Annotated in this window: 24 protein-coding genes; 8 read left to right on the top strand and 16 right to left on the bottom strand. The window is 40.4% G+C overall.

Annotated elements, in window-relative coordinates:
* Positions 1 to 44 precede the first annotated feature (44 nt).
* From ACWM35_RS16670 to ACWM35_RS16655, 4 genes are all read left to right on the top strand, one after another.
* Complete coding sequence (locus ACWM35_RS16670) at positions 45 to 665, top strand: hypothetical protein (RefSeq protein WP_454819931.1); 621 nt, start codon at positions 45 to 47, stop codon at positions 663 to 665.
* Between the two features lie 12 nt (positions 666 to 677).
* Entirely contained in the window at positions 678 to 1,778 is a 1,101-nt protein-coding gene (locus tag ACWM35_RS16665) for a DUF1835 domain-containing protein (protein WP_454819929.1), read from the top strand.
* A 252-nt stretch (positions 1,779 to 2,030) separates the two neighbouring features.
* Complete coding sequence (locus ACWM35_RS16660; RefSeq protein ID WP_454819928.1) at positions 2,031 to 3,245, top strand: MFS transporter; 1,215 nt, start codon at positions 2,031 to 2,033, stop codon at positions 3,243 to 3,245.
* Positions 3,246 to 3,345: 100 nt separating this feature from the next.
* Positions 3,346 to 3,798 carry an N-acetyltransferase family protein gene (locus ACWM35_RS16655; RefSeq protein WP_454819927.1) on the top strand — a complete coding sequence of 151 codons (453 nt, stop codon included), beginning with the start codon at positions 3,346 to 3,348 and terminating at the stop codon, positions 3,796 to 3,798.
* A gap of 43 nt (positions 3,799 to 3,841) precedes the next feature.
* Here ACWM35_RS16655 and leuD read toward each other — a convergent pair whose 3' ends face one another.
* The 16 genes from leuD to ACWM35_RS16575 form a co-directional block, all read right to left on the bottom strand.
* Entirely contained in the window at positions 3,842 to 4,423 is a 582-nt protein-coding gene (gene leuD / locus ACWM35_RS16650) for a 3-isopropylmalate dehydratase small subunit (protein WP_454819926.1), read from the bottom strand.
* 2 nt (positions 4,424 to 4,425) lie between these two features.
* Positions 4,426 to 5,844, bottom strand: coding sequence for a 3-isopropylmalate dehydratase large subunit (leuC, locus tag ACWM35_RS16645; protein ID WP_454819925.1), 1,419 nt, complete (start codon positions 5,842 to 5,844; stop codon positions 4,426 to 4,428).
* A 328-nt stretch (positions 5,845 to 6,172) separates the two neighbouring features.
* Positions 6,173 to 7,279, bottom strand: a complete 1,107-nt coding sequence (gene leuB / locus ACWM35_RS16640; protein WP_454819924.1) for a 3-isopropylmalate dehydrogenase — start codon at positions 7,277 to 7,279, stop codon at positions 6,173 to 6,175.
* A 45-nt stretch (positions 7,280 to 7,324) separates the two neighbouring features.
* Entirely contained in the window at positions 7,325 to 8,869 is a 1,545-nt protein-coding gene (locus ACWM35_RS16635; RefSeq protein ID WP_454819923.1) for a 2-isopropylmalate synthase, read from the bottom strand.
* On the bottom strand, positions 8,856 to 9,887 hold the full coding sequence (gene ilvC, locus ACWM35_RS16630) for a ketol-acid reductoisomerase (RefSeq protein ID WP_454819922.1): 1,032 nt from the start codon (positions 9,885 to 9,887) through the stop codon (positions 8,856 to 8,858). Before ilvC ends, ACWM35_RS16635 begins: the two co-directional genes overlap by 14 nt.
* A 23-nt stretch (positions 9,888 to 9,910) precedes the next feature.
* Entirely contained in the window at positions 9,911 to 10,432 is a 522-nt protein-coding gene (gene ilvN / locus ACWM35_RS16625) for an acetolactate synthase small subunit (protein ID WP_454819921.1), read from the bottom strand.
* Positions 10,429 to 12,156: an acetolactate synthase large subunit gene (gene ilvB / locus ACWM35_RS16620; protein WP_454819920.1), complete on the bottom strand. Its 1,728-nt coding sequence runs from the start codon at positions 12,154 to 12,156 to the stop codon at positions 10,429 to 10,431. The genes ilvN and ilvB overlap by 4 nt, the downstream gene beginning before the upstream one ends.
* A gap of 504 nt (positions 12,157 to 12,660) precedes the next feature.
* Positions 12,661 to 14,328, bottom strand: a complete 1,668-nt coding sequence (ilvD, locus tag ACWM35_RS16615) for a dihydroxy-acid dehydratase (RefSeq protein WP_454819919.1) — start codon at positions 14,326 to 14,328, stop codon at positions 12,661 to 12,663.
* 14 nt (positions 14,329 to 14,342) lie between these two features.
* On the bottom strand, positions 14,343 to 15,251 hold the full coding sequence (ilvE, locus tag ACWM35_RS16610) for a branched-chain-amino-acid transaminase (RefSeq protein WP_454819917.1): 909 nt from the start codon (positions 15,249 to 15,251) through the stop codon (positions 14,343 to 14,345).
* A gap of 381 nt (positions 15,252 to 15,632) precedes the next feature.
* Positions 15,633 to 16,364 carry an exonuclease domain-containing protein gene (locus ACWM35_RS16605; protein WP_454819916.1) on the bottom strand — a complete coding sequence of 244 codons (732 nt, stop codon included), beginning with the start codon at positions 16,362 to 16,364 and terminating at the stop codon, positions 15,633 to 15,635.
* Positions 16,351 to 17,337, bottom strand: a complete 987-nt coding sequence (locus ACWM35_RS16600; RefSeq protein ID WP_454819915.1) for a DUF294 nucleotidyltransferase-like domain-containing protein — start codon at positions 17,335 to 17,337, stop codon at positions 16,351 to 16,353. Before ACWM35_RS16600 ends, ACWM35_RS16605 begins: the two co-directional genes overlap by 14 nt.
* A gap of 143 nt (positions 17,338 to 17,480) precedes the next feature.
* The gene (locus ACWM35_RS16595; protein WP_454819914.1) at positions 17,481 to 18,779 is read right to left on the bottom strand and encodes an ammonium transporter; all 1,299 of its coding nucleotides are present in this window, start codon (positions 18,777 to 18,779) and stop codon (positions 17,481 to 17,483) included.
* 142 nt (positions 18,780 to 18,921) lie between these two features.
* A complete protein-coding gene (locus ACWM35_RS16590) occupies positions 18,922 to 19,257 on the bottom strand; it encodes a MerR family transcriptional regulator (RefSeq protein ID WP_454819913.1) in 336 nt (111 codons plus the stop codon).
* Between the two features lie 45 nt (positions 19,258 to 19,302).
* On the bottom strand, positions 19,303 to 19,503 hold the full coding sequence (locus ACWM35_RS16585; protein WP_454819912.1) for a Fur-regulated basic protein FbpA: 201 nt from the start codon (positions 19,501 to 19,503) through the stop codon (positions 19,303 to 19,305).
* A gap of 17 nt (positions 19,504 to 19,520) precedes the next feature.
* On the bottom strand, positions 19,521 to 19,658 hold the full coding sequence (locus tag ACWM35_RS16580; protein WP_454819911.1) for a hypothetical protein: 138 nt from the start codon (positions 19,656 to 19,658) through the stop codon (positions 19,521 to 19,523).
* Positions 19,659 to 19,813: 155 nt separating this feature from the next.
* Positions 19,814 to 20,116 (bottom strand): hypothetical protein, encoded by a 303-nt coding sequence (locus tag ACWM35_RS16575; RefSeq protein WP_454819910.1) that lies wholly within the window; start codon positions 20,114 to 20,116, stop codon positions 19,814 to 19,816.
* Between the two features lie 262 nt (positions 20,117 to 20,378).
* On the opposite strand from ACWM35_RS16575, the gene ACWM35_RS16570 reads away from it, so the two are divergent.
* The 4 genes from ACWM35_RS16570 (at position 20,379) to ACWM35_RS16555 (ending at position 25,736) form a co-directional block, all read left to right on the top strand.
* The gene (locus ACWM35_RS16570; RefSeq protein ID WP_454819909.1) at positions 20,379 to 21,197 is read left to right on the top strand and encodes a basic amino acid ABC transporter substrate-binding protein; all 819 of its coding nucleotides are present in this window, start codon (positions 20,379 to 20,381) and stop codon (positions 21,195 to 21,197) included.
* 121 nt (positions 21,198 to 21,318) lie between these two features.
* Positions 21,319 to 21,975, top strand: a complete 657-nt coding sequence (locus tag ACWM35_RS16565) for an amino acid ABC transporter permease (RefSeq protein WP_454819908.1) — start codon at positions 21,319 to 21,321, stop codon at positions 21,973 to 21,975.
* A complete protein-coding gene (locus ACWM35_RS16560; RefSeq protein ID WP_454819907.1) occupies positions 21,972 to 22,694 on the top strand; it encodes an amino acid ABC transporter ATP-binding protein in 723 nt (240 codons plus the stop codon). Before ACWM35_RS16565 ends, ACWM35_RS16560 begins: the two co-directional genes overlap by 4 nt.
* Positions 22,695 to 22,979: 285 nt before the next feature.
* Positions 22,980 to 25,736 carry a dynamin family protein gene (locus ACWM35_RS16555; RefSeq protein ID WP_454819906.1) on the top strand — a complete coding sequence of 919 codons (2,757 nt, stop codon included), beginning with the start codon at positions 22,980 to 22,982 and terminating at the stop codon, positions 25,734 to 25,736.
* Positions 25,737 to 25,789: the final 53 nt, after the last annotated feature.

Below are 25,789 nucleotides of genomic sequence, written 5' to 3'. Positions count from 1 at the left end.
ATTTGTTAATCTTAGAATAAATAGTTTTACGAGGAGAGGATGAAATGAAACGCATGCAATTTGAACGCCAGACTGAGCATTATGATGAGCGACTTACAGCAATAGACGTGCAAATATGTGCTTTACTGAAACAACGAAAGGATCTATCAAACAATAACCCAGGTTTTCCATTCCCAGAATTAATCTCCATCTGGTCAGGAAAGTACGACCTGTATGAGGATTTATTAAACTCGATATTTTCGACACTAAGAATGGGAGAGGAATTTAAACCACATGTTGAACCTAAAAAGTTTATCAAGCATATACCAATCCTAAAATCCGTCGAAAAAGATGAGCGGTTATACACAATTACCTATATTCGCCAGTTTGAAAATGCAAGTGTCGTTCAACTGAATATTGATTGGCACGAAGAATCAGATGACCTTGACGAGTATCAGCGCCTGCGACACCGACATCACCATAGTTTTCTTGAACTGAATTTAGGAGAAGGTTACGAATGCCGACCTGATCGTGGAGGTGGGTCAGAAGGGAATTTCAGTCATAATTTTATTGTAACTCCCCCGATTCCTGTTGATCCCTCTGGACTTAAGCTGGTTTTTAAAGAATACCATGACTTTTTCAAGGAAAAGCCAACTGGTCTTGAAATTGTATTCGATGTGGATTAGGGAGTCTTGAGGATGCAAACCAAAGTCAATTACCCATATCTTTATTTTTTCATGGAACCAAATGTCGTGTTTGTATATAAAATTGAAACGAATGATTATTTATCTTTTTCAAGTTTAAGTGAATTTGGAGAATGGCAAACGTATGAAATAAATCACCCCGAAGAATTTGATACTTTCCATCATGAAAAATTCGAACCACTTGTTGGTCGAGGATATGCTGTTAGTCATAGTGATGATAACATGATGCTTGAAATCATCAATAAACAAATACAAAAACATCGAATTTATTCTCAGGATGGACCAGTTCATATTGTTATCGGCGAATCTGCGGCAGGGAGTTTACGGTATAGCCTGGAGCGTCCTAAAGAAGTAATTGGGTTTCCAGACTTTTTTTCTATTGGCCCTATTTGGAAGTTGGATGAGAAAATAGGCCAAACTTCTCGTAATGAATGGTTATATGAAAATATTAATACCGAGCAGGATGATTTTGAATATGAAAATAAATTTACAAATACTCTTCGTGAGATGGAGGATATCCCAGGCGATGTCCCAATTTATCTTTGGACAGCAAATAATGCGAATGAACAAGTTGGCCACCGTTTTATTCTTGCGTTATTAACAGGTAAAGCGAATGAGGTTTTTCTGATTAATTCCACCGAGCTGTACGCAAAATATATAAGCTCAAAAAACGATGTCCAATCTTACCATTACACAAGTCAGCTGGAGCCTAAAAATTTAAGGCGAATATATGAGATGGGAAAACAGCGAAGGCCGCTATCGACTGATGAGAAAGCCCAATACCAAAAACAATGGAAGGAACTATCGTTAACAAAGGAAGTTTTACGGATTTGGAGAAATCAAGAAATAGTAGGTGTTGCTGAAGACCATTATGATTCATTAATTATAAAAACAATAGAGAAACTGCATCTTGAGCAGGGGCATGAAGAATTTTTAAAAACGGCAAGAGTCATTGGTGAGATATTAGGTCAAATGGAAGAATTCATTAGCGACTCTTTTTTTGAATATCGAATCAGACATCTTGTTTATTCTGGAGTTCTTGAGTTAAAAGGAGTACCCAGATCAATGAGGCATTACAGTGTAAAGCTGCGGTAGTTTGAAGTAGAATGCACCGTGATTTGGGTCAAATAGAAAAAGCTTATGAGAGCAATAAGTAAAAAACAGAGCATAATCTAATATATAATGAAGGTCTTTTATCCAATTGTGCCAACAAGGAAAACTTTTTATCCCCCAGGGTATTTATCTAAACTTGGTGCTTGTCTCGAAGGAGAGATCAGTAATGGTAATTAGTCCAATTTAAAAACCCCCTCCAATTCTAAAGAATTATCGTTAAAATGGGGGATAAAATTGAAATCGAATCGAAATTTTCTTTACCTGATTCTCGGTCAGTCGCTCGCTAATATCGGCGATGTCTTATACATCGTTGCAATCATTAGCCTAATATACGGTATAACCGAGTCAGCTGCGGTATCATCCTTTGTTCCATTTGCGATTACCACTGCCATGTTCGTTTCAAGCATCGGCACACCGTTATTAGTCGGCCGGTTTCGCTTAAAACATCTTTTAGTAGGATCCCAGATTGGAAAAACAATATTATTAACAGGATTATCCATATTTATGATGACTGGTGTGAACGTCGCAAACTACCAATTTATTTTTGTCATAATAATAGGGATTGCCTTGCTTGATGGCTGTGCAAATCCAATAAGACAAACGTTAATTCCGTACTATGTTAAACCAGATGAATTAATCAAGGCAAACGGGATTGCGGAATCGATAACACAGTCGATTCAAATTGGAACCTGGTTTTTTGGCAGCCTGTTATTAATTGCTCTAAGTGCAACACAGTTAATTTGGCTGGTTTGCTTACTGTTTTCCATCTCAATCTTACTATTGAGTTTGTTAGAAAATGTACAACACGAGTCCATAACCAGCTCGAAACATAGAGTTCAATTAACAGAGGGTTGGAAGACAATTGCAGATAGACCTTTTTTAAAATTACAAGCTAACATCGAATTTTTAGAAACGATTGCCTCCACCGTTTGGATTGCTGCCATCATCTACGTTTTTGTCGAGCAGGCTTTATTTGAGGAAGAGCAATGGTGGGGGTACATTAATAGCACCTATTTTATAGGTTTAGTTACCGGTAGTATCCTATGTGTTAAGTTTTCCAAATTTGTGGAGGAAAAGCAATATTTGTTCATTTTAATCGGTGCATGCATGTCCTTTCTTATAACCATCTTATTTAGCGTGACTAGCATTCCATTAATGGCTTTGGTTTACTCCGTACTTATTGGTCTGTTTGGCCAATTGAAAAACATTCCGCAGCAAGCCATCATTCAAACAAGTGTGCCGAAGGAAAAACTGGCAACCGTGTATACATCCCTTGGTACGATTGGAACAGGGACATTCGGAGTCTCCTCTTTAGTAATGGGGTTCATAGCAGATTTCTATGGAGTTCGGAGCGTATTTGTAATTTCAAGTTTTTTACTAGGAATCGTTAGTTTAATGATTTATAGAAATATGCACTGTTTCAGTGAAACAGCAAAGCAAAATGAGTAAAAATACTAATAAAAGCAGTGTGTTATCTCTCAAAATGATGTAATCACACTGCTTTTTTCTTGTTAATAGGAAGATTAGAAAACGAAAGGACGAAACTACTATGAATCACACAGTAAAAATAAGACAAGCAACAATTGTGGATGTGCCTAATCTCGTACCAATCTTTGATGAGTATCGTGAGTATTTTAAGCAACAAAAAAATCCTGCTGAAGTAGAAAGATTTCTATTTGAAAAATTTGAGCACTTAGAATCGGTCATTTTTTTAGCAGAGATAGATAGTGAAGTCATTGGATTTGCGCAAGTTTATCCTATATTCTCCTCCTTAACATTAAAGCGAGTTTGGTTGCTGAATGACTTTTTTATTTTTGAAGCGTATCGAAATAGGGGAGTGGGGAGCGAGCTCTTTAGGAAGGTTAAGGAATTCTCCATATTAACAAAGGCGAAGGGGATTGAACTCTCAGTTGAGCATGTCAACGAAAAGGCATGGCAATTCTGGGAGCGTCTAGGCTTTAAAATTGATGATGAATTTCGCTACTACTCTACTCAATTTTAATGGAATAAAAAATGAGCCTGGATTTCCAAGCTCATTTTTCATATTAATGGGCTAATTCATACTGCTTGATTTTATCCTCATAAGTTAGGGTAACGCCGATTTCATCCCAGCCGTTTAACAGCATTTGTTTCGGGTACGGAGCGATATCAAATGCAACCTCTAAGCCCTCATTATCAAAAACAACTTGTTCTTCAAGGTCCACATTTAATGTATACGATGATGATTCTGCTTTTCTAATAATTTCTTGAACCTGCTCTTCACTTGCAACAATCGCGAGGATACCATTTTTCACACAGTTATTTTTAAAAATATCTGCATAGCTTGGGGCGATGATAACCTTAAAACCAAAGTCTTGAACGGCCCAGGGGGCATGTTCACGGGAGGAACCGCAGCCAAAGTTTTCACCAGCGACTAAAATGGATGCATCTTGATATTTCGGGTTATTCAATGAAAAATCTTGGCGCACATTACCGGCATCGTCAAATCTCCAGTTATAAAAGAGAAATTGACCGAAGCCACTGCGTTCGATTCGCTTTAAAAATTGTTTGGGAATAATTTGATCGGTATCGACATTTGTCCGGTTTAACGGATAAACAAGTCCTTGGTGTTTGCGTAGTGGTTCCATGATTAGTAAACCTCCTGTGCAGTAAATTTGCGGACATCAACGAAATGACCCGCAACTGCAGCCGCTGCTGCCATTTCTGGGCTGACAAGATGGGTACGTGCACCGTTTCCTTGTCGGCCTTCAAAGTTTCGGTTAGAAGTAGAAGCACAGCGTCCGCCTGAAGGAACGATATCATCATTCATTGCTAAGCACATACTGCAGCCAGCATCACGCCATTCAAAGCCTGCATCCTTAAATACCTTGTCAATTCCTTCTTTTTCAGCTTCCATTTTCACTAGGAAAGAACCAGGGACAACGATTGCTTTTACGGAAGGTTTTACTTTTTTGCCGCGAATGACTTCGGCCGCTTTCCGTAAATCACCTAAACGGGAGTTTGTACACGAACCGATAAAGACATGGTCAATTTCGATACTGGAAATGGGTTGGCCAGCTTCAAGTCCCATATAGTGAAGGGCGCGGGTAATTTCATCCTTCTCACTGGCCTTAGCTGCTTCATCAGGGTTTGGTACAACAGCCGTTACAGGGAGACACATACCAGGGTTTGTTCCCCATGTTACTTGTGGCTCGATTTCAGCAGCATTAATCTCCACTACTTTATCGTAGCTGGCACCTTCATCCGTAGCAAGGGCTCGCCATTTAGCAACGGCTTCCTCGAAAGCTTCGCCTTTTGGAACATGACGGCGTCCTTTTAGATATTCAAACGTAGTTTCATCAGGAGTAATTAGACCAGCACGGGCACCAGCTTCGATGGACATATTACACACTGTCATCCGTTCTTCCATAGAAAGGGAACGAATCGCTTCACCTGTGTATTCCATCACATAACCGGTTCCGAATTGGACGCCAAACTTACCGATGATCGCTAGGATCAAGTCTTTTGCCGTTACGCCCATTCCGAGATTTCCAATTACTTTCACGTTCATTGTCTTTGGAGGTGCTTGCCAAAGCGTTTGCGTAGCCAGGACATGCTCGACTTCACTTGTCCCAATCCCAAATGCAAGGGCACCGAATGCACCATGTGTAGAAGTATGGCTATCACCACATACAATGGTTTTACCAGGCTGGGTTAAACCGAGCTGTGGCCCAATAACGTGGACGATACCATTATCTGGGTGATGGAGATCGGATAATTCAATCCCAAATTCCTCACAGTTTTTTTGTAAAGTATCCACTTGATTTTTCGAAATGGGGTCTTTAATCTCACTGCGGTCAAGTGTTGGGATATTGTGATCCATCGTTGCGTAAGTAAGATCCGGCCGGCGGACCTTGCGCCCGTTCAATCGTAAGCCTTCAAAAGCCTGTGGAGACGTTACTTCGTGAACAAGGTGCAAATCAATGTATAGCAAATCCGGTTTTCCTTCTTCTTGATGTACTACATGCTGTTCCCAAATTTTTTGGATAATATTTTTTGGTGTTTGCATAGCGTCCTTCCTCACGTTTATAGATTTAGGCTCTGTTATAGTTCATTGATGATTTTCGTTAAGATATGAAAATATATAGGCGGAGAATTTCCGCTTAATTGCTCTAAATAAGACAAAATCCAATGATTTGGACGAGATAATCGGAAAAACTTCCCTTATTTTAAGGGGAATATAGGTATTTCCTAATTTAAACGGAATTTTTCCGTTTATTTAAAACACAGTGAAATTAACATTCAGGTATAACAAAACCTAGATTGATTGAAAGTCATTTATATAGGGAAGCCGCCAGACCTATGTGCCTAGCGGCCGTAGCCCCGTCCAATAAAGTTTATACATAACAGCTCATGATACATTTTGAAGCGTTTTGTGACTTGATATAATCAACGATTAAACGAGTCATTTCGGCTGTACCAACTTGGCGTCCATTAGGAACGTTAAGATCAGCGGTATGGAACCCGGCATCTAAAACAGATTGAACGGCTTCTTCAATTAATTCTGCTTCCTTAGACAAATGGAAGGAGTAACGAAGCATTAATGCTGCTGATAAAATCATCGCTACTGGATTCGCAACACCTTTTCCAGCAATATCGGGAGCTGATCCGTGAACAGGTTCATAAAGTCCGACACCGTCTTCATTTATGCTTGCAGAAGGGAGCATACCTAGTGAACCAGTTAAAACAGATGCTTCATCACTTAAAATATCGCCAAACATATTTTCCGTAACAATGACATCGAATTGCGAAGGATTCGTAATCAGCTTCATTGCTGCAGCATCCACTAACACATGTTCAACCGCAACATCGGGATAATCAGCCTTTTTCTCTTCAACAATTTCTCGCCATAGCTTACTAGATTCTAGAACATTGGCTTTATCGACAGATGTCAGGCGTCCACTTCGTCCCTGGGCAGCTTGGTAGGCTTTGTCTACGATTCTTTCAATCTCTTTTCGGGAGTAGGCAAGGGTATCGACAACAAAATTACCGCCATCGCGCCGTTCGCTTGGAGTACCGAAGTAGAGACCTCCAGTCAATTCCCGAACAATTAGCAGGTCGCTGCCGGCAATGACTTCCTCTTTAAGTGGAGAAGCATGCAGCAAATTTTTAAATCCTTTAATGGGTCTTAGGTTTGCATATAGGTCAAGAACTTTACGAATCCCTAGTAATCCTCGTTCAGGGCGTAAATGGGAGGGGTTGTTATCCCATTTTGGGCCGCCAACTGCACCTAGTAATACAGCATCCGCCTGCTTACAGGCATCTACCGTTGTTTCCGGAAGCGGGGTGCCGTATTGGTCAATGGCTGCTCCTCCGATCTCATGGGATTCGAAGCTAAAACTGTGGTTAAACTCTTCGGCAATCGCACTTAACACCTCTTTGGCAGAGCCAATGACTTCTTTTCCAATCCCATCACCAGGTAGTAAGACAATACGTTTTTTCATTCGAAGCAACCTCCTCATCATTTTTTTAGTTCGCCCCAAAGGGGATTATTGAGCTGTTTCTACTTGCACAGCTGCTTTTTGGTTATAAAATACACGATTGACTGCGTTTAAAAAGGACTTTGCCGAGGCTTCTAACACATCCTGTGCTGATCCGCGTCCACTGACCTCAAAGCCGTCAACAGTCATATTGACATGGACCTCGGCTAAGGCATCGCGGCCTTGACCAACCGAGTTTAATTTGAAATTTGTTAAATGAATTTCTTCTTTAATAAGAGCCTCAAGTGTATTCATTAATGCTTCTACACTTCCTGAACCTGTGCGGGCAGTTTCGACACGAGTGCCATCAGGTGTTGTAAGAGCCACCGTAGCAGTCGGAAGGTTTGCTGATCCATAATGAACTTGGAATGCGATTAATTCATATTTTTTCACATCGACAACTGCAGTTTGAATATCCGTTAAAATCGTAAATAAATCTTCGTCTGTTACTTCTTTTTTCTTATCTGTCAGCTGTTTAAAAGCGGTAAAGGCTTCTTGAAGTTTTTCAGTTGTAAGATGAAAGCCCATTTTTTCAATCTTGTCTTTGAAGGCATGGCGGCCAGAATGCTTACCAAGAACGAGATCATTCGATTGAATACCGACCATTTCCGGAGTGATAATTTCATAGGTTAAGGCATTTTTTAACACGCCATCCTGATGAATCCCTGATTCGTGGGCAAAAGCATTTTTTCCGACCACGGCTTTATTACCAGGAACGATCATTCCTGTAAAGCGGCTGACAAGATCGCTAGTGCGTTTAATTTCCTTCAAGACTAGATTCGTCGTGAAAGGATATTTATCTTTTCGAATATTTAAAGCAACGGCAATCTCTTCTATAGAAGCATTTCCTGCTCGTTCACCAATACCGTTAATCGCACCTTCGACTTGGGTAGCACCGTTTTCGATTGCTGCAAGCGAATTGGCAACGGCCATTCCTAAGTCATCATGACAGTGACAGGATAAAGCTGCCCTATGGATATTCGGTACATTTTCGTGAATGTATCGGAACATATACCCATATTCCTGTGGTGTTGCATAACCAACGGTATCAGGAAGGTTGATGACCGTCGCTCCAGCGTCAATGACTTTGGTAATGATTTGAACAAGGAAATCAAGATCAGAACGAGAAGCATCTTCTGCAGACCATTGGACATGGGTGAAGCGTTTCTTCGCGTAGGAAACCATTTCCACTGCTGTTTGTAAGACTTCCTCAGGATTCTTCATTAACTTATATTTCATATGGATAGGGGAGGTGGCAAGGAAAACATGCAACCTTGGTTCTGCCGCATCTTTTAAAGCGTCCCACGCAATGTCAATGTCTGATTTCGTTGCTCGTGCCAGTCCCGTAACCGAGCTGTTTTTGATCGTCCGGGCAATCGCTCTCACCGCTTCAAAATCACCTTGAGAGGAAGCTGGGAAACCAGCCTCCATAATATCAACGCCAAACCGTTCGAGCTGTCTAGCGATTTCTAATTTTTCAAGCTGGTTTAAATTTACACCAGGAGACTGTTCGCCATCGCGTAGTGTCGTGTCAAAGATGTTAACGTGAACCATTTACCACCACTTCCTTCTTTTGGTTTACTGGCTTTTTAATAAATGGCATTAGGGCACGAAGCTCACGGCCAACCACTTCAATTGGATGATTATTTTCCGCACGGTTAATGGCATTAAATTGTGGACGGTTTGCTTGGTTCTCCAAGATCCAGCCCTTCGCAAATGCACCTGTCTGAATATCCTTTAATACATCTTTCATGCGTGCTTTTGTATCTTCGTTAACAACTCGTGGTCCAGAAACAAAATCTCCCCATTGTGCTGTATCAGAGATAGAATAACGCATGTTTTCTAATCCTCCTTCATATAGAAGGTCAACGATTAATTTCAATTCATGTAGACACTCAAAGTAGGCAACTTCTGGCTGATATCCAGCTTCTACTAAAGTTTCGAATCCTGCTTTGATGAGGGCAGTAGTACCACCGCAAAGAACAGCTTGCTCTCCGAATAGATCTGTTTCTGTTTCTTCTTGGAAAGATGTTTCTAATACACCTGCACGGGCTGATCCAATTCCTTTTGCGTAAGCAAGAGCTAGGTCACGCGCTTGGCCTGTATAGTCTTGGTAAACTGCGTAAAGTGCTGGAACACCTGCACCTTCTGTATAAGTACGACGAACCAAATGTCCTGGACCTTTTGGAGCTACTAGGAATACGTCTACATCTGCTGGTGGTACGATTTGTGTAAAATGAACATTAAAACCATGGGCAAATACTAGTGCGTTACCAGCTTCAAGATTGGGCTTGATGCTTTCTTCATAAACTTTTGGCTGCATTTCGTCTGGAAGTAAAACCATTACAACGTCTGCTTGAGCAGTTGCATCTGCAACTGAAGTTACTTGAACACCATCTTCAACTGCCTTATCCCAAGACTTTCCACCTCTTAAGCCAACAACAACATCAAATCCGCTTTCTTTTAAGTTAAGAGCATGGGCATGACCTTGTGAGCCGTAGCCGATTACTGCGATTTTTTTTCCTTGTAAAACTGCCTCTTGAATATCTCCGTTATATAGTACTTTTGCCATGATTGATCATCCTTTCAAAATGATTATTTTATATTAGAGTAGGTAGTTAGTTCATTCACTTGTGGTTGATGGCCACGTAAGAAAGCGGTAAGTCCTGTTCTAGCAATCTCTTTTATTCCATATGGGCGAAGTAAATCTATTAATGCATCGATTTTATCTGGGCGGCCTGTGATTTGGATCGCCATGCTGTCTTTGCTGACGTCGATAATCAAGGCTCGGAAAGGATCAATGATTCCATTAATCTCATTGCGAAGCTGGGAGCCGCCAGCTACTTTAATTAATGCCAGTTCGCGGGCTACGATCGCTTTGTCGGTAATATCTGAAACTTTCAAAACATCAATTTGCTTATTTAACTGTTTCGTAACCTGTTCAAGCCGTTGCTCATCTTCGATCTCTACAACAAGTGTCATTTTAGAAATGCCTTCAGTCTCTGTAGGTCCCACTGAGATGCTCGAAATGTTAAACTGACGTCTTTGTAATAGACCAGTGACCCGGTTAAGGACACCGCTTCGGTCTTGAACGGTTAAAGAGATAATTCGCTTCACAATGGTTTCACCCCAATCATTTCATGTATTCCTTTCCCTGGAGCAATCATCGGGAATACTTTTTCCTGCTGAAGCACTCGGCAATCCAAAAGAACTGGACCATCATAGGCGAACACCTCAGGAAGTTTTGTCACCAACTCTTCCTGGCTTTCGATTTTCAGTCCGCGGATATGATAACTTTCAGCTAGTTTTACAAAATCAGGCTGCGTCTGCAAGATTGATTCTGAGATACGGTTTCCATGTAGTAGCTCCTGCCATTGACGAACCATTCCAAGTGCACCATTATTTACGATGATAATTTTTACCGGAAGATTTTGTTCATAAATAACCGATAATTCCTGTAAGGTCATTTGGAATCCAGCATCACCAACAATGGAAACAACTGTGCTTTCAGGGTCAGCCATTTGTGCACCAATCGCGGCAGGGAATCCAAAGCCCATTGTTCCCAGTCCGCCAGAGGTAACCCAGCGATGAGGTTTTTCAAATCCATAATATTGAGCGGCCCACATTTGATGCTGACCGACATCTGTTGTCACAATCGCTTCACCGTTTGTTACTTTGTGAATCGCTTCAACCAGCCATTGTGGTGACATTCCATTTGGATTATGTTGATACCAAAGTGGGAATTCCGCTTTATTTTTCTTAAGTGTTTCTAACCATTCTGGACAATCGGGTGATTCCGCTGTCTGATTGATTAGTTCCACTAACGCTTCCTTTGCATCAGAAACGATTGGAATCAAAGTTGGTACATTTTTGCCGATTTCAGCAGGATCGATGTCAATATGGGCAACCTTAGCATTTGGGGCAAAGTGCTTTAAATTTCCTGTAAGCCTGTCATCGAACCGGGCACCAATATTGATAAGCAAATCACTTTCATACATGGCCATGTTAGCTGTATAGGTTCCGTGCATACCGCCCATCCCTAATGAAAGGGGGTTGTTGGCTGGGAAGGCCCCAAGTCCAAGCAGGGTGGTGACCACTGGGATCTGATGTTTCTCAGCAAAAGATGTTAACTCGGACGAAGCTTTTCCGTGAAGAATACCAGCACCAGCAAGAATGACTGGTTTTTTTGCTTTAGTAATCGCATCCGCTAGTTTTTTGACCTGCAATGGATTTGGTTTCGTTGTCGGCTGATATCCAGGTAGATCGATGCTGACTTCTTTTTCAACAGCAAACAGTTCTCCTGCCGAGATATCCTTAGGAATATCGATTAACACCGGACCAGGCCGGCCAGTAGAAGCGATATGGAAGGCTTCCTTCACGATTCTCGGCAAATCGGCAATGGATTGCACTTGATAATTGTGTTTTGTAATGGGTGTCGTAATGGCCATGACATCTGCCTCCTGGAAGGCATCTGTCCCAATTACACCCCGTGCAACCTGACCAGTGAAAATCACCAACGGTAAAGAATCCATCATTGCATCTGTAATTCCTGTTACCAGATTTGTCGCCCCTGGACCTGAAGTGGCAATGACAACTCCTGGTTTTCCAGTAATCCGGGCGTAACCTTCTGCAGCATGAATGCTGCCTTGCTCATGACGGAAGAGGACGTGCTTAATCGTTCCTTTCGCGCGATAAATCGCATCGTAAATTGGCAGAACAGCACCACCTGGATACCCAAATAGGGTATCAACTCCTTCATTGATCAATAAGTTGATGAGCAGGTCTGCACCCGTTTTTGGTGCTGTACTGGTTTGGAATTCCAGCTTTGCTTCTACTTTCACCTCGTATTCCCTCCTTGTGGTTATTAGAATTTTTCGATAAATAAACTTATGAATAACCTCTACACATAGTAAAAGAAGGCCCTATTCTCTCCGAATAAACTGCAGTTACAAAAAGTATTAGCAGAATATTTCGGGGAGAAAAGACCTTCCTTTTCTCGGTACCACCCGGTTTTTACAGTATCCTCACGAATACTGCCTTTTGAAGCGATTAAGATAGAGCTAAAATCGCTTCTTTTGGTAACAGGTGTTTATCTTTAAAGAACACCCGATTGAGCCTATTAAGTCAACACCGTTCAGCTCAACACTCAGGGATGATGTCAGAATAAGTTGTATTACTGGGCTCACAGCAACCCCAGCTCTCTGAAAATACAGTTTCTTATTCCTTTATTCCCGTCATCGATTTGATCTATTTGATTTTCAAGTTCACTGAAAGATCTTTAACCTCGGCGATTTGGAAGGGAGCCTAGACCCTAAGTAGGTTAAAGGGACAGCGACAATGTCTAGTTAAAACTTCATCACTCCACCAGTATTAGCGGATGTTACTAACTTTGCATATTTTGCTAGATAACCAGTTTTAATTTTCGGTTCTGGTTTTTGCCATAAGCGTCGTCTTTCTGACAATATCTCGTCATCGACGACTAGCTCAATGGAGCGAGCCTCAAGGTCGATTAAGATTTTGTCACCATCTTCTACGAAAGCAATTGGACCACCTTCAGCAGCTTCTGGTGAAATATGGCCGATTGAAATTCCGCGGCTTGCACCAGAGAAACGGCCATCGGTAATGAGTGCCACTTCTTTATCAAGTCCACGTCCGGCAATTGCGGATGTTGGTGCGAGCATTTCTGGCATTCCTGGTCCGCCTTTTGGACCTTCATAGCGGATGACAACAACGTGTCCTGATTTTACAGTTCCGTTATTAATATTTTCTAAGGCTTCTTCCTGAGATTCAAAGACAATGGCTTCACCAAGGAAGGTTTTTATCGATGGATCAACAGCACCCACTTTGATGACACCGCCATCAGGAGCAATGTTTCCAAAGAGGATGGAAAGACCTCCAACCGGACTATAAGGATTTTCTTTGGGACGAATGACCCGCTCGTCTGTGATTGTTGCTTCTTTCACATTTTCTTCAAGAGTCTTGCCAGTAATGGTTATACAATCCTTATGCAATGCACCCTCAACCTGATAAAGTTCGTTGATGATGGCACTGACACCGCCAGCTCGATGGACATCAGACATGGAGTAATCGGATGCTGGCATGATTTTTGAAAGATATGGAACCTTTTCAGCAATTTTATTAATATCACGTAAATCGTATTCAATTCCCGCTTCATGAGCAATGGCAAGGGTATGTAGAACAGTGTTGGTCGAACCACCCATGGCCATATCTAGAGCGAATGCATTATCAATTGCTTCACGTGTGATAATATCCCGAGGGCGAATATCGTTTTTCACTAATTCAATTAAGTGTCTTGCAGCCTGTCGAATCAATTCATGTCTTTCTTCAGAAGTAGCAACAATCGTACCGTTTCCTGGTACGGTCATTCCCAAAACTTCCATGAGACAGTTCATCGAATTCGCCGTGAACATGCCTGAACATGATCCGCAGGTAGGGCATGCATTTGTTTCAATGTCGAGCAATTCCTGCGCAGTCATTGAGCCTTTATGGTAAGCACCCACACCTTCAAAAACGGAAGTGAGGGAAAGGTTCTTTCCAGTTGAGGAAATACCAGCTTCCATCGGACCGCCTGAGACAAAAACAGAAGGGACATTGGTTCTGGCTGCAGCCATTAACATTCCAGGTGTGATTTTGTCACAGTTCGGGATGTAAAAAACACCATCGAACCAGTGAGCATTAATTACTGTTTCTGCACTATCGGCGATAATCTCACGGCTTGGAAGGGAATAGCGCATCCCGATATGTCCCATGGCAATTCCGTCATCGACACCAATGGTGTTAAACTCAAATGGTATACCGCCGGCTTCCCGGATTGCTTCTTTGACAATTTCACCGAAATGATTAAGGTGTTTATGTCCAGGGATAATTTCGATAAAGGAGTTACAGACCCCGATAAACGGTTTATCTAAGTCCTTCACTGTTACCCCAGTTGCGTATAGTAGACTGCGGTGGGGGGCACGGTCAATCCCCTTTTTAATCATATCGCTTCGCATTACTTGACTGCCTCCTAACTAACTACTTCAAGGTTTGAAGTGTCAGGGTAGCATTTTACCCCGTCTGTTGTAACGATTCGTCTAAATTCTTCTAATAATTGGTTTGTAACCTCACCAGGTTTCCCACCATTAATGACACGGCGGTCGACTTCAATAACCGCAATGACTTCAACGGCTGTTCCCGTTAGGAATACTTCATCTGCAACATATACATCGTGACGAGTGAAAGGTGTTTCCTTTACTTCAAAACCTTTTGCTCTAGCCACATCGATAATGGCATTTCGGGTAATTCCTTCTAATGCCCCTAAATATACAGGTGGAGTGTAAACAACCCCGTTTTTCACAATAAAGATATTATCCGCAGAACCTTCAGTAACATAGCCTTGATCATTCAGCATTAATGCTTCATCGACTCCAGCCTGATTAGCTTCCAGTTTTACGAGGATATTATTAAGGTAATTTAGCGATTTTACTTGTGGACTTAAGACATCCGGGCGATTCCTTCTGCTAGCAACAGAGGCAATTTTGATGCCGCGCTCATAAAATTCTTTTGGATACAAGGCTAATTGCTCTGCGATAATAATGACATTTGGCTTGGAGCAGGAGGAAGGGTCCAGACCGAGATTTCCTTTGCCTCGTGAAACAACGACACGAATATAGGCACTTTCTAGTTGATTCTTTCTTATCGTTTCGACGATTAAGTGTGTCAATTCTTCCTGTGTGTATGGAATCTCCAGCATAATGGATTGTGCTGATTCAAATAGTCTTTTTAGGTGTGCATCGAGTCTGAATACATTTCCGCTATAAACACGAATGCCTTCAAAGACTCCATCACCATATAAAAAACCATGATCAAAAACTGAAACGACAGCATCTTCTTTCTTGACGAAATCTCCGCCAAGGAATATCCATTGACTTCCCAACTCAACCACTCCTTTTACGATAAGACGCTTTAAATGATTAAACATTTATTTTAAAAAGAATTGCCTTCTTCATCTCCATTAGGTATTGAACAAAGGCTGTGTAAACTTATGGAAGATTATTTTCGATAATCATACAACCAAATAGGAACATGGTCAACACAAAAATCTGACAATTCAAATAAATCAAAATAATTGTTAGCGTTTACATTCTTGTCGTAATAAGGTTAAGGGGAGAAAAAATTTTTTAAAAAATTTTTTCTGAGAAATGGAAATTTTAAGTTTAGTAGGGGAAAAGCGAAGGGGAAAGATAGATTAGGTGATAAAAATCTAATTGAATGGTCAACGTAATGAGAAGGCTTTTACTATACTGATATTGTGATTCTATTTCGAGGCAAGGAATTCATAAACTTCTCGAAGATCGTGATAGCCGAGCATTTTGGCACGTTCTACATAATAACTCCAAATTTCTGCCGTCATGATCGCATCTCCAAGGGCGTGGTGGCGCCTTCGGATTTCAATCCCGCATTCTATGCAAACATCCTCAAGTGACATTGATTTTAGCTCGGGATTTGAAAGTCTCATGAGGAAAGATGTATCAATAATCCGATGCTCAAATCTTGTTTTAAATAAATCCCAAGATAATTTTTGCATAAAGGATTGTTCATGCTTAGAGTGATGGGCGACAAGAACATGATTATCTACAAATCTTAAAAATTGCATAAACACATCAGGTGCTGAGGGGGCAGTTTGTAAATCCTCCGCATGAATATTGGTTAAGGCCGAAATCTCCTTAGGTATTGGAACCTCTGTTTTTACAAGAGAATAAAATGTTTCTGTTCTCTTGATTTCATGTCCGGCCATTTTTACTGCTCCAATGGAAATAACTTGATCGCCTCTCTCTGGATAAAAGCCAGTAGTTTCAATATCAAAAACGACAACATTTAATTCGTGGAGAGGGGCCTCTAAAGCATCCTTTTTCCGCATTTCTTTTTGCAGCTGCCGAAGGAATGAAATGTTTTGAGGGGTGGATTGACCTTGGACGCCGGCATAAATACCCGATCCGAGTTTTCCTGATATCTGTCTGAAAAATTGAATCATATCATTCATTCCCATTTTCCTTCTCCTTTTCAATGAATTTTTTTACATACCGGTAAAGGGCTTCACCATTTTTAAGGATTTCTCTAAAGTCTTTTTTCTGTTGTTTTGTTAGGCTGCTAATTCGTAAATAATGTCCAGTTACATAGGTTTTATGGTCACCCAAGGCTAAACGGAAGTTTAATAATCGTAGAAACTGTTGTTTCCATAAATGTTTTTTGGTAAGGGGGAGGTATTTCACTGGTAACAGTTCTAATCTTTCCAACGTGGAGCTCTCGATGATATTTGCTTTGATTGCTAAGATTCGAATGGCATTCACATATGGAAGAAAGGCTGTTTCTTTCATGTTGATTGCACCGGTATTCAGTCCATGTGTTTCCGGTAAAAATTGACCAAGCACTCCCATTCCTCTTTTATGGTATAGGGTATTTTGAAGAATCTTCCTTAAGAGATGTTCCTTCGACACATATTGATAGACATATTCTTTTAAGTGTTTAACGAAACTCGGCTCTCCAAAAATAGAACGGGCGTCGATAAAAATTAATAAGTGTCGAATGGATTCCCATGAGGATTCGAGCATCCAGTTTGCCAGCTGCTGCTGCCATTCTAATAGGGATTTACACCATAATGGATTGTTCGCCATAACCGCACCGTCGCAAAATGGATAGCCGGCATGATTTAATCCATTTGAAATTTCTTCGCCTAAGGCTAAAAAATAGGCTTTCGTTTCTTCCGTTTGCTCGTGATAAATGATTCCATGATCTTGATCGCTCCAAATCGATTGTTCAAATCTACCCGCACTGCCCATGACGAAAAAGGAAAAAGAGCAGGGAGGGGGGCCGTATTGTTCTTGTATTCGAGAGATGGCTAGTTTCACAACTTGTATAATGATGTGATCATGGTGTTGATTTAGTAGAAAGTGATCCAAGGAAACGGCAGACTGCTGTTGCTCTCTTAGTTTTCTAATCAATAAATAGCTGTTGTTATCCAATATCCTCACCTCCTAAAATGAAAACAGCACCTACCATCGAGAGAATGGTAGGTTTTGAATAAGTGTCTGTTTAAACTTGATCGTTGATTTCCGCTCCAATCAACTAAGTTAGAAAAACAAGTTTGACCTTTAACACGTCCATTTTAAGCATTAAGATTTGTTTTAGCCTTCATTAATGCTTCAGCGGTATTTCTATTTTGTTCTGCTTTTACGATTTCTGGGTAGCCGTAGCTTCCGTGTTCGCTCATATCGAGACCGATGATTTCTTCTTCTTCTGTAACCCTTAATCCATTCATAACAGCTTTCATGATAGAGAGCAGGATATAAGATACGATAAAAGCGAAGGCCCCGCAAACGACAACTCCTAATGCTTGAACACCAAGCTGATGGAAACCGCCACCATAAAATAATCCAGGCTCACCGACAGCTGCTAATTCTGGAGTAGCAAAGAATCCAGTTGATAATGTTCCCCATATGCCCGCAGTTCCGTGTACAGACAAGGCGGCAATCGGATCATCAATTTTTCTGCTTTCAAAGAAACGAATGCTATAAAATACTAAAATTCCGGCAATAAATCCGATAAGAACAGCAGCCCATGTATCGACAAAAGCACAGGATGCGGTGATAGCAACTAAACCTGCTAACGCACCGTTTAACATCATTGGTACATCGGCTTTTCCTAAAACAATCCAAGAGATAATCATCGCTGCGATGACACCTGCACCAGCTGCTAAGTTTGTATTGACAGCAACAAATCCAAAGAATGCGCCATCTACTGAAACTGTACTACCAGCGTTAAATCCAAACCAGCCTACCCATAAAAGTAATACACTTAGCGCGGTAAATACTTGGTTATGGCCTGCAAGGTTATTAGCGGAACCGTCTTTATTGTATTTTCCAATCCGTGGTTTTAGGATTAACGTTGCTGCAAATGCCGCCATCGCACCGGTTAAGTGAACAACCGTTGAACCTGCAAAGTCTTGTTTGCCATGCTCTGCTAACCAGCCGCCACCCCAGATCCAATGGGCAATAGGTGGGTATACAATGACGGAGAAAAGGACTGCAAATACAAGGTAAGCTCCAAGTTTTGCTCTTTCAGCAAATCCGCCAAAGGCGATCGTTAAAGAAATTCCTGCAAAAGCTAATTGGAATAAAAAGAAAACGGCTCCGGAAAGAGATAAGCTTTCGATATCATATCCTGAATAGAAGAAGTCTGAGAAACCTAGAAACGCATTTCCTTCTCCAAAGATTAATCCAAAACCAACTGCCCAAAAGATAATCGAACCAATACCAAATGTTAGAATGGTTTTTCCAGCGATATGTCCGGCATTTTTCATTCTTGTTGATCCTGTTTCAAGCAGGATGAACCCTCCGATCATTAGGATAACAAGTACTGCGCTTACCATAACCCATAAACTGTTCATTAAGAAAGTTGTATCCATCATTTCTCCTCCTTTTTATAATGTTAATTTTCTTAACATTCTTTGTATTTGTATTTTTACATGGATACTCATCGTTATCTACATTCTTGTGAGGATATCTAACATTGTTTTTGGAGGAGAACGTAAAAAAGCCCGCTTCTGGCTAAGAAGACGGACCTTTTCGTAAACCGAATTGGGCATTCAATTGTCCTTGGATCATTTTTCTTCTGACATCCTCTTGATTTTGTTTCTTTTGAGCTCGGAGCATTTCTTTCCTGATTTCATGTGTTTGGACACCATCTTCAATTTTGTTGGCAATTTCCACTAATAATTCAACATCTGAAAAGGAGTACTTTCTGCTCCCGCCGGATGATCGTTCGGGGAAAATTAGCTTTCTTTCCTCGTAATAGCGGATTTGACGTTCTGACAAGCCAGTTAGGTCTCTCACGATTCCGATCGTAATTACCTTTTTATCTTTATAAGAAGAATCATTTCCCATTGTATCACCACGCTCTATTGTTAGTTTCCTATATTTATAAATATGTCAAATTTCCTTACATTGATTGGATTTGTGTACGATGCTTGATGTATTAGAGGGGAATAACTTATTAAAAATCGTTTCAAGTTCACTTAATGTGAGGGAGTGCAATTGATGTTTTGAAGCGTTAAACTCACCAGATTCCATTAATCGATTAATGTAAAATAGTTTAAGTGTTTCGACTCCTTTACGCAATTGATTTGTCATAAGATCACCACCCTCTTTTAATGATTTTGAAGTGCTCTTAGTAACTCCACGGCCCGTGAGCCAAGTTTTTTCATCAGTTCTTCATATAATTCATCTCGTAATTGATCTAACTGAAGAATTTTTTTCGCGAGGTTGATCTCATTTGTCTTATACATCGGCAAACTCCCTTTCTTTTAATAAAAAATTACCTAATTTCTTTCATTTTGTCAGTGGATGTGTTAGAAACACTGACATCATTTTTGGATTGATAGCAGGAAATCTAACTATGTACAAATAAAAGAACCGGGCAGCACCCGGTTCCAATAATTCTTTAATATTCGCCATCAAATGGTGAGAACGGGAAGTTAAAGCGTCTTTCTACTGCGCGTAGACGTTGGTTGACACGTTGGAGCCGGCGTTGCAGCTGATTGACATCACGTTGAAGTTGATTGATTTCTCTTTCTTGACGCTCATTTTGTCTTTCAAGCTGATTGACTCTCCGCTCCAGCTGTTGAGGCTGTCGATCGGGATCATACTGATCTGCTTGTGCATATGGATCATATTGATCATAAGGATTGTAATCATATTGCGTTTGCGGAACCTGTGGTACTTGATAATAGCCATAAGGATACATTAGGCAACTCTCCTTTTTTGGATTAATACCCTATACAATATGTTGATGTATTTGGGGAGTGTGGGCATTCGCCTAAATCGTTTATAAATTTTGGGTTTTATTATTGGCAATATACTAATTCACCGTATTAGTATAGTAATCTATTAAAGTTTTTAATTAGAATATTGAATATTTAATGATTAAAAGTTATAATTACCTATATTCAAAAAATTTGAAATGTTTTAAAGATTAATTTTCCAAAAAAGTATTCGGGGGGTCAAAAATGAAGAAGTTTAAAGTTTTAGCAACGGTTATGGTTTTAGCATTCATGTTTGTGCTAACAGCTTGTGGGACAAGCGAGACAAGTAGTAATGGTTCTGGTTCTGAGGATGAGAAGAAAAAACTTAAAGTTGTAACCGATGCAGCTTACGCACCATTTGAGTATCAGGATAAAGGAGAAGTTGTCGGCTTTGATATTGATTTCATTAAAGCAGTGGCCAAAGAGGCTGGATATGAAATTGAAATCGCTCATACTGGATGGGACCCTCTTTTTGTAGAATTAGAGAAGAAAACGGCGGATATTGGTATTTCAGCGATTACGATTAATGATGAGCGTAAACAAACCTATGATTTCTCTGTACCATATTTCTTATCTACTAATAAAATTATGGTTCCAGAAGGCAGTGATATTAAAAGTGCAGAAGATTTGAAGGACAAAACGGTTGCGGTTCAAAACGCTACAACTGGACAGGAAGCAGCTGAGGCTCTTCTTGGTAAAAACAGCAGTCAGATAAAAAAGTTTGAGAACAATAACTTAGCGATCCTAGAGCTTAAAGCAGGCGGGGCGGATGCCGTTGTTGCGGATAACACAGTTATTGAAGAATATGCAAAGAATAATCCAAATGATAAATTCGTTATCATTGAAGATAAGGATGCATTTGCTCAAGAATTTTACGGTTTGATGTTCCCTAAAGACAGCAAATTAAAAGCTGATTTTGACAAAGCAATAAATGAAGTTCTTGACAATGGCACGTATGCTGAAATCTACAATAAGTGGTTTAAGGTTGATCCAGACGTTCAGACATTAAAAGACCAACAATAAAAGCAAAGAAAAAATTGCGTAACTCTCAAATGCTAGCAGTTACGCAATTTTTGGTTTAATAGTCGCTTTTACAAAATTTAACTACATAGAAATGGATTAACGTTTTTATAGGGGGATCAATATGGATATTCGATGGGACATATTAGCCGAATACGCACCCTTTTTTCTAAAAGGGACATTGTTGACAATAGGGCTATCAATTGCTGGTATTTTAATAGGAACGATACTAGGCTTATTTGTCGGCTTAGGTAAAATGATGAGAAACAAAATTCTTGCCCTGCCATTTGGCATATATATCACCTTCTTCCGCGGCACACCATTACTCGTACAAATTATGCTTATCCACTTTGCGGTTGTCCCGCTTTTCTTAGGTGAAACAGATGCGATTATCGCATCGATTGTTACACTATCCCTTAATGCCGCTGCCTATATTGCTGAAATCTTTCGTGCGGGAATTCAATCCATTGATCGCGGGCAGATGGAAGCTGCACGCTCCTTAGGAATGAACCATGTACAAGCAATGCGTTATATCATTCTTCCACAAGCATTTAAACGGATGATCCCGCCACTTGGAAATGAATTTGTTGTTCTAATTAAAGAATCATCATTAGCATCACTAGTAGCTGCTCCAGAACTACTTTATTGGGGACGAGCCATGCAAGGACAGTATTTCCGTGTTTGGGAACCGTACCTAACAGCTGCACTAATCTACCTTGTGTTAACACTTTCCTTAAGCTATCTGTTAACACGTCTTGAAAGGAAGCTGGCGACAGAATGATTCAAGTAAAGAATTTAAAAAAGTCATTTGGAAAAAATGAAGTCTTAAAGGATATTAATGTAGCGGTGAAGCCTCAAGAGGTTGTTGTGGTGATTGGTCCATCTGGATCTGGTAAATCTACCTTTTTACGTTGTATCAATCTATTAGAAACGATTACCGATGGTCATATTTATATTGAAGGTGTCGATCTAGCCGATAAAAAGACGGATATTAACAAAGTCCGTACTGAGGTAGGAATGGTGTTCCAGCAGTTTAATCTTTTCCCGCATAAAAGTGTGATTGAGAATATTATGTTAGCTCCGATGAAGGTAAGAAAGGTATCTGCAGAGCAGGCTAGAAAAAAAGGCTTGGCACTTTTAAGAAAAGTAGGCTTGGAGGAGAAGGCCGACGCCTATCCAGATTCCTTGTCAGGCGGACAAAAGCAGCGCGTTGCAATTGCGAGAGCATTAGCGATGGAACCGAAAATTATGCTGTTTGATGAGCCGACTTCAGCACTTGATCCAGAAATGGTCGGTGAGGTATTAGAGGTTATGAAGCAGCTAGCGAAAGAGGGCATGACCATGGTTGTGGTCACGCATGAAATGGGCTTTGCCAGGGAAGTTGGCGACCGTGTTATTTTCATGGATGGCGGCCTTGTCGTTGAAGAAAATCTTCCAACTGAATTATTCGATAACCCTCAAGAAGAGCGTACAAAAGCCTTTTTGAGTAAGGTTTTGTAGCAAGGAGGGAGACTGATGCAGGTCTCCCTTTTATTCATACTTAAACATAGATAACTCGACTTTGAGAATGGTCTAGCTCCAGTCTAAACGCCACTGACCAGGGCGCTTCCGCTTTTCTTTTTTGTCTCCAAAATGAAATATAACTGAAACGGGTTTTAAAAATTCCTTTGATAAAATTGTAATATTGGGACTTAAAATAGGTCTATAGTTCGAATCGTATAAGGAATAATTCTGCCTCTTTTCCATATGAATGACAAAGAAGTGGTGGTTATTGGGGGGAAAGTCATGACAATAGAGAGTCAGTTAATTAACAAAACCTATTATAAAATGTACATAAATGAACATGAAGAGGTTCATCCGATTCGTGTCTTAGGGGACGTATATCAGGAGGAACTGCAGAAGGATATACCCGATTTATCGTCCATTCGTTTTGCACAAGGAGAAGTTTATTTCCATCATCGAGATTATGAAGCAGCCATTTTTAAATGGGAAAACATTGCAGGGGATCTCGAAGCTTGGGCGAAGAAAAATATTGCTGATGCCTATTTTGAAACAGAGCTTCTTTCCAATGCCGAAGATCTTTACTTATCGATTGAAACGGATAATCTTACATTAAACACGGAAATCGCACTGCATTTATTTTCGTTATATATTAGACGAGGAAAACTGGATGCGGCAGTTGATATAATCAAAAAAACCATTCAATCAAATCCAGATTATCCAGATGTGACTAGACTTGCCAAGGAATTTTTTGAGGAGCAGAGAGACTGGGATAACGCGATTGAACTGGCTGTAAATGAGGCAAAGCGGACATACTCCCTTGATTGGTATGAAACGGTGACAAATTATGTGGGGAGAGGGTTAACTAAAACATTAGCACCAAACTATTTTTCCCAAGCATTATTTGAATTGTACAGCATAGACCGGGAACAGTTTGAAAAACTCGCAGCGGCCTTATGGAATAGTTATCAAGACGAAGATACCCGTTTTACATGGTTAAATGAAGTAAGTCATCTCCTTTTAAATCTTGATATTGACCGGAATGAAAACTTCTACCAATTATCCATGCTTCATAAAGAAGTCTATTTTAACTTGATTAATGGTAAGTATTTTATTAAACAGCTGGAGGATATCATACCTGATCTTTTAACGAATTGGCTGCGATTATCGGTTCCAGAACACATTGTGCTGGCAACTGCTTCCGTCTTAGCGTGGAATGAGCTATTTCCAGCAAGCATAAGTATGACCATTGTAAGGGAGGCGGAAAATCTTCTTGCTGAATCCGAAGATCTTATCGAAGAACTTGAGGAGTGTTTAAAGCTATTTGCTGCAATTTTGAAATGGGCAAGAGAACATGATATGGGTGAGAACAATCAGTTACAATGGATGGTACAGCAATTAAGTAACTTTGATACCCATCATTTGCTCATTTCAGGGCTAAGCGGTACGGGAAAATCGACCTTCGCAAATGTCATTCTTGGCGGGGAATTTCAGGACAGTCCAACATCGTCCATTGTGATGTTTAAAGATGATGAGGAATTAAATATTTGCGAAATTACTGATCAAGAGACGGTTGGTCTTGCAGAGTTTTCACAGTTCCAGGAGCGGATGGATCGACGGAGGAATGCGCTAGAATCGATCATTGAATTTAGACAGCCGTTGCCTTTCTTATATGAGCAGCGCCTAGCCCTTATTGATACACCAGGCTTAAAAGGAAACTACGAGGATCGTTATGAAGTACTAAAGTATTTGCATATGGCTGATACGCTTGTATTTGTATTAGATGCCAATGCGCCGTTTACGGATAAAGAGAGATCCATCCTATCACAAATAAGTGATTTAGCACCTGATATTCCAGTCCATTTTCTTTTAAATAAGATGGATACTATTGCGGATGAACAGGATGCCGTCAGGGTCTTTGAAGAAACAAGGACAGCGATCCACTCCTATTTACCGGATGCAAAAATATTTCCTTTCTCTGCTCAATACGAAAGCGGTCAGCAATTAAGTGAGCTAAAAGGATTTATTCAATCGATCAAAAACACGAGGAATATCGCGGATAAACGTCTGGCAAAGCTGCTATTTTATATCCGAACAACGATTTCAAGTCTGCTGCAAAAACGGATTGATGTCGAGAATCAATTAGTAGAATCGGTCCGCTGGAATGAATCGCTCGTAATGAAGTTAAATGGTGCTCTTAATCAGTTAATGGATACCGAGGCACAAAAGATAAAGGCAATTACAAAATCGTATCGTTCCATCAAGGAAACGATAAGAAACGATATTTCTGGAGAGGTCCCGAAAATGCTTCAGGAATGTTCTGAGTTAATCAAAGAAGACAGTAATTTCAGCACTATCCATACAGACTTAAATGATGAAATGAATCGGAGAATTCAGGATTATTTAGAAAGTGAAGTTATGCCGGCGTATTTCACAAAATTGCAAGGATGGATTGAAAATTCTAAAGAAGTATTTGAGGAAAGTAAATTGTTTTTAGATGAAATGGCCGAGGGCTTTAATAGTCTATATGGGGAAGAAAAGATTAACCCTGTATGTGATTTTAAAGTTTTAGATGATTGGGGCCGGGATACAGACCGGATGACTAGCCGTTTCCGAATGGAAAAAGTGAATATCTTGCTGCGCAACACGCCAGCACAATTATTGCTAAAAAGCGCAGGGAGGCTGTTAGGCGCCATCTCCCAAAATAAAGCGATGATCTTTAACAAATACAAATCATTTGTAAAAAATGAGGAGTATACAGAAGCGACAGAAAATGTGATTGAACAATTTTTTCAGCAGTTTGAGCTGTTTGAAAAATCGATTGAGCGCGATATTACCATGTTCTTTAAACAGCCATTGAGTATCCTTTCTCAAGCGATAGAAGAATCACGTTCTGAAATTACGACGAATCAAGATATCTTGAAAAAAATGAACACCAATCCTGAAATGTTCCGTGATCCGCTGACGCTATTCGAAGTAAGATTACGCCAATTCGAATGGATGACCCTAGCGGGCAAAGGTGTGCAGACGACAAGCTATTAAATGGTAAAAAGAGGCTGATCCAAACAATCAATTGGATCGGCCTCTTTCATTTT

This window comes from Neobacillus sp. K501, from assembly GCF_053749995.1.
Note: the sequence above shows the minus strand (reverse complement) of the source record. Positions and strands in the feature narration are given on the sequence as shown.